The following is a 4,514-nucleotide window of genomic DNA, read 5'->3' as shown; positions in this document are numbered from 1 at the left end:
GCCGAACGCGTCGCGCGCCGCCGTCTGCACCAGGTCCTGCGTGAGGTCCGCGATCGTGTCGTAGGTGCCGTAGGCCTCGTACGTCTCGAGCATCGCGAACTCGGGCGAGTGCGTGGCGTCGACGCCCGGGTCGCGGCCCTGCCCGGCGCGCTGGCGGACGTCGGCGACAGCCTCGAACCGCTGTGGACGCCCGACGACGCGTGGTGGCCGACCGCGACGTCCGGCGGTGCCGCGTTCGGCACGACGATCGCGAGCGACGGCACGACGTCGCTCGTCGCGCGGGACGTCGACACCGGCGAGGAGCGCTGGTCGGCGACGGTCGCGCCCGCGGTCCCCGGCGCGGCCCCGAGCGACGCACGGTGCGTCCCGCCGGAGGGCGAGGGCGCGCCCGAGCCGGCGACGATGGTGTGCTTCGCGACCGACGCGCAGAGCTCCACCGGCTCGATCGACCCCGACGCGGCGTCCCGGCCCGGCACCTGGTCCCGGCTCACGGTCGTGGACCTGCGCGACGGGACCGTCGTCGCCGCGCACGACCTCGCGGAGCCCGCGCTGCACGCGGCGGTCCTGCGGGACGTGACCGCGCTCCTGCGCGTCGACGCCCAGGGGTACGTCGAGGTCACCGCGGTCGACCCCGTGTCGGGCGACGAGGCGTGGCGCTACCGCCACCCGACGGTGCTCCCGGGCGCACGCGACGACCGCTGGTCGTATGTCACCGAGTCGGCCGGGCACGCGGTCGTGCAGACGCCGTTGCAGGTGCTCGTCCTCGACCCGGCGGGCCGGCTGCGCGAGGACCTGCGCAGCGCCCAGACGTGGGCCGGCCCGTTCCTGCAGGCGTCGCGCGACGGCCGCACGCTCGTGGTGAGGGCTGGACGGCCCGACCTCGAGGTGGTCGGCGACTTCGCGGCACGGCAGCTCGACGACGGCAGCCTCCCGGGCCTCGAGGTGTCGTCGACGGGCGGCCAGGTCTACGGGTGGGACGCGGACACCGGCGAGCAGCGCTGGCAGGTCCAGCTCGACGTCGGCCCGATCTGGTCGGCCCTCGTCGTCGACGGGCGCGTGCACGTGGCGACGCGCACGGGCGTCGCGGCGCTCTCCGGGCGGACGGGCGAGGTGCTGTGGTCGTACGACCTGGCGCCCGGCAGCACGCCCTCGCAGCTGCTCACCGACGGGCCGCACGTGCTGGTCGAGCAGGTCGACCCGCGAGGCGTCGACGGGTCGGTGCTCGTGGTGCTCGACCGCCGCACCGGGGCGCACGTGCGTGACCTGAGCATGCCGACCGGCGTGCAGGGCGTCATCCCGTTCGGGCACCGGCTCCTCGCCTTCGCGTCGGAGCCCGTCGTCCTGGGCTGAGCCGCCGCGCCGCCGCGCCGGACCTGCTCGACGCGGGTCGGTGCCCGCCCGACGTCAGGTACCGCCGACGAGACGTGCGGCGCCGCGACCCCCGACGAGCGGTGCGGGGAACCGCGGCACGACCGACGTCCCCGCGAGCCACCCGCTCAGCCGGTGCGCCTCCACCTCGATCGCGGCGGTCGCCTCCCGCCCGACGTCCTCCAGCGGGTACAGCTCGACGTCACCGTCCTTCGTGACGGTCCACGCGCCGACGATCCTCCCGTCCACCCAGATCGCCGCGCCGCCGTTGCCGACGGAGTCGTAGACCTGTGCCCGGTGCGGCCCCACGTACCAGTCCCGGTCGGTCCAGCCCATCGTCGTCGGGTCGAGCCACGGCAGCAGCGCGACCCACGGCTCGACCGGCCCGGCCGGGTCGACGTCGTCGGGCAGCACCCACCCGGTCGCGCCGCCGTCGAGCGCCACCTCGACGGCCCGGACGTCCGCGAGCGCGCGCCGCACGTCGCGCAGCGTCGACCCGAGCCACCACTTCACGTCCGCCTCGGTGGCGGGTCCGAACCGGGCGAGCCACGCGCGCACCAGCGTCGCGCGGGCCTCGTGCTCGTCGAGCAGCTCGATCTCGCCGCCGAGCCAGTCGCGTGCGAGCACCCACGTCGGTCGGGACGCCGTCCAGCGGCCGAGGTTGCCGGCGCGCACGACCGTCCCTGCCGCCTGCAGGCACGTGAGCACGCGCGACGCGATCGAGAACGTCCCCGCCCACGGCTTGTCGCCGCCGTAGGCGACGCGCGCGTCGATCACCGCGAGCCGCTGCCGGAGCTGCGTGGACGTGAGCGGCTCCCCGCAGGCGAGCTCGGCGACCGTCGCGGCGACGGCCTCGTCGAACCACCGCTCACCGTCGGTCGCGAGCCCGGCCACCACGACGTCCTTGATCAGCCGTCGACGCTCGGTCGCGGCGACCTTCGCGCTGCTCGCGGCCTGGACGACCGGCAGCAGGTCGCGCGGGACGGCGAACAAGGTGCGGCGCATCGCGAGGTGCTTGACGAGCGTGCGGTCGACGTAGAAGGCGCGGTCGAGGTCCTCGACGGCGAACCCGTCGGTGCGCGCCCACGCCGACAGGTAGAGGCCCGCAGGATCCGTCGCGTGCAGGCAGACGACGCTCGCGGCGGCGTCCTCGACGGTCGGGCGGCGGTACGGGCCCGCGACGGCGTGGCGTCGGGCGATCCGGGCGCGGCGCTCGGCCGTGTCGAGGTGCTGCACGGGCCGATCGTCGCAGGTGGGCCCCGACGTCAGCCGACGAAGACGCAGAACGGGTGGCCGGAGGGGTCGGCGTAGACGCGCAGCGGCTCGACGGGGTCGTCGGTGCGGTCGAACAGGACGCGGGCGCCGAGGGCGAGCGCGCGCTCGTGGGCCGCGTCGAGCGCGGCGACGTCGGGCACGCTGGTGTCGAGGTGGAGCTGCTGCGGGACCGTGTGGTCGGGCCACGTGGAGGGCGGCAGGTGCTCGACCTTCTGGAACGCGAGCGGCACGCCGTCGTCGCTGCGCAGGACGAGCCAGTCGTCGCCGTTCGGGTCGGGCTCGCCCGGGGCGGGCGGCTCGTCGCCGTCGCGGTAGCGGAGCCCGAAGAGCTCGCGGTAGAACTCGGCGAGCCCGCGCGGGTCGGTGGTGTCGAGGACGACCTGGCGGATGACGGGACGGACGTCGGGCATCGGGGACCACCTCCGCGGGCCACACTGGTCCTGCGCGGCGGCGACCGCCAGTCGGCGAACGCTCAGCGGGCGTCGTGTGCGGCCGATTTACTTACTGACCAGTTGGTAATTGTTCGCTAGACTCCTGCGACGCTCGAATCGATTCGCCCGCCGGTTCGCACCGAGCTCGCACGCGCGCTCGCACCCGCTCGTCCCGCCCCGCACCGCCGCCGTGAGAGGACCCGTCCGTGCCGCACCCGTACCAGGACCCCGCGCTCCCCGTCGCCGAGCGCGTCGCCGACCTCGTCGGGCGGATGACCCTCCCCGAGAAGGTCGGCCAGATGATGCAGCTCGACGCGCGCGACGACGTCCGCAGCCTCGTCGAGGACATGCACGTGGGCTCGATCCTGCACGCGTCCCCCGAGCACCTGCACGAGGCCGTCGAGCTCACCGCGCAGACGCGTCTGCAGATCCCGCTGCTGGTCGGCGAGGACTGCATCCACGGCCACTCGTTCTTCGAGGGCGCCACGATCTACCCGACCCAGCTCGGCATGGCGGCCTCGTGGGATCGCTCCCTCGCCCAGCGCGTCGCGCGCGCCACCGCCGTCGAGGTCGCCGCGACCGGCATCCACTGGACCTTCTCGCCGGTCCTGTGCATCACGCGCGACCTGCGCTGGGGCCGCGTCGACGAGACGTTCGGCGAGGACCCCTTCCTCATCGGCGAGCTCGCGTCCGCCATGGTCGCGGGCTACCAGGGCGACGGCCTGCACGACCCGACCGCGATCCTCGCGACCGCCAAGCACTTCGCCGGCTACTCGGAGACGCAGGGCGGGCGCGACGCGTCCGAGGCCGACATCAGCCACCGCAAGCTCCGGTCCTGGTTCCTGCCGCCGTTCGAGCGCGTCGCCCGCGAGGGCTGCCGCACGTTCATGCTCGGCTACCAGTCGACCGACGGCGTGCCCGTCACGATCAACGACTGGCTGCTGTCCGAGGTGCTGCGCGGCGAGTGGGGCTACACCGGCACGCTCATCACCGACTGGGACAACGTCGGCCGCATGGTCTGGGAGCAGCACATCCAGCCCGACCACGCGCACGCCGCCGCGGCCGCCGTGAACGCGGGCAACGACATGGTGATGACGACGCCGCAGTTCTTCGCCGGCGCCCAGGAGGCCGTCGCGGCCGGGATGCTCGACGAGGCCGCGATCGACGCCGCCGTCGCGCGCATCCTCACGCTCAAGTTCGAGCTCGGGCTGTTCGAGAACCCGCGCCGTCCCGACGCCGCCCGCCAGGCCGAGGTCGTCGGCTCCGCCGCGCACACCGCGCTCAACGTCGAGGTCGCGCGACGCTCGCTCGTGCTGCTGTCGAACGACGGGACGCTCCCGCTCGCGGGCGGGCTGACCGCCGATGCCGGGTCGGGTCGCGCGCTGCCCGCCGACCGGCCGCGACGCGTCGCCGTCGTCGGACCCAACGCGGACGACCCCG

General features: G+C 74.9%; 4 protein-coding genes and 1 pseudogene. 2 read left to right on the top strand and 3 right to left on the bottom strand.

Going from position 1 to position 4,514, the window contains the following annotated elements; all coding sequences use genetic code 11:
* Positions 1-135 (bottom strand): annotated as a pseudogene (locus tag HGA02_RS21705) (amino acid--tRNA ligase-related protein); the annotation flags it as partial.
* Positions 136-402: 267 nt separating this feature from the next.
* On the opposite strand from HGA02_RS21705, the gene HGA02_RS11410 reads away from it, so the two are divergent.
* Positions 403-1,350, top strand: a complete 948-nt coding sequence (locus tag HGA02_RS11410) for an outer membrane protein assembly factor BamB family protein (protein ID WP_246247692.1) — start codon at positions 403-405, stop codon at positions 1,348-1,350.
* A gap of 54 nt (positions 1,351-1,404) precedes the next feature.
* Here HGA02_RS11410 and HGA02_RS11405 read toward each other — a convergent pair whose 3' ends face one another.
* Both HGA02_RS11405 and HGA02_RS11400 read right to left on the bottom strand, forming a co-directional pair.
* Positions 1,405-2,604 carry a DNA glycosylase AlkZ-like family protein gene (locus tag HGA02_RS11405; RefSeq protein ID WP_168679110.1) on the bottom strand — a complete coding sequence of 400 codons (1,200 nt, stop codon included), beginning with the start codon at positions 2,602-2,604 and terminating at the stop codon, positions 1,405-1,407.
* A 29-nt stretch (positions 2,605-2,633) separates the two neighbouring features.
* On the bottom strand, positions 2,634-3,053 hold the full coding sequence (locus HGA02_RS11400) for a VOC family protein (protein ID WP_168679109.1): 420 nt from the start codon (positions 3,051-3,053) through the stop codon (positions 2,634-2,636).
* Between the two features lie 227 nt (positions 3,054-3,280).
* On the opposite strand from HGA02_RS11400, the gene HGA02_RS11395 reads away from it, so the two are divergent.
* A partial coding sequence (locus tag HGA02_RS11395; protein WP_168679108.1) for a glycoside hydrolase family 3 N-terminal domain-containing protein occupies positions 3,281-4,514 on the top strand: 1,234 nt, incomplete at its 3' end.

The sequence above is a fragment of the Cellulomonas septica genome (assembly GCF_012396155.1).
Classification (GTDB): domain Bacteria; phylum Actinomycetota; class Actinomycetes; order Actinomycetales; family Cellulomonadaceae; genus Cellulomonas; species Cellulomonas septica.
Note: the sequence above shows the minus strand (reverse complement) of the source record. Positions and strands in the feature narration are given on the sequence as shown.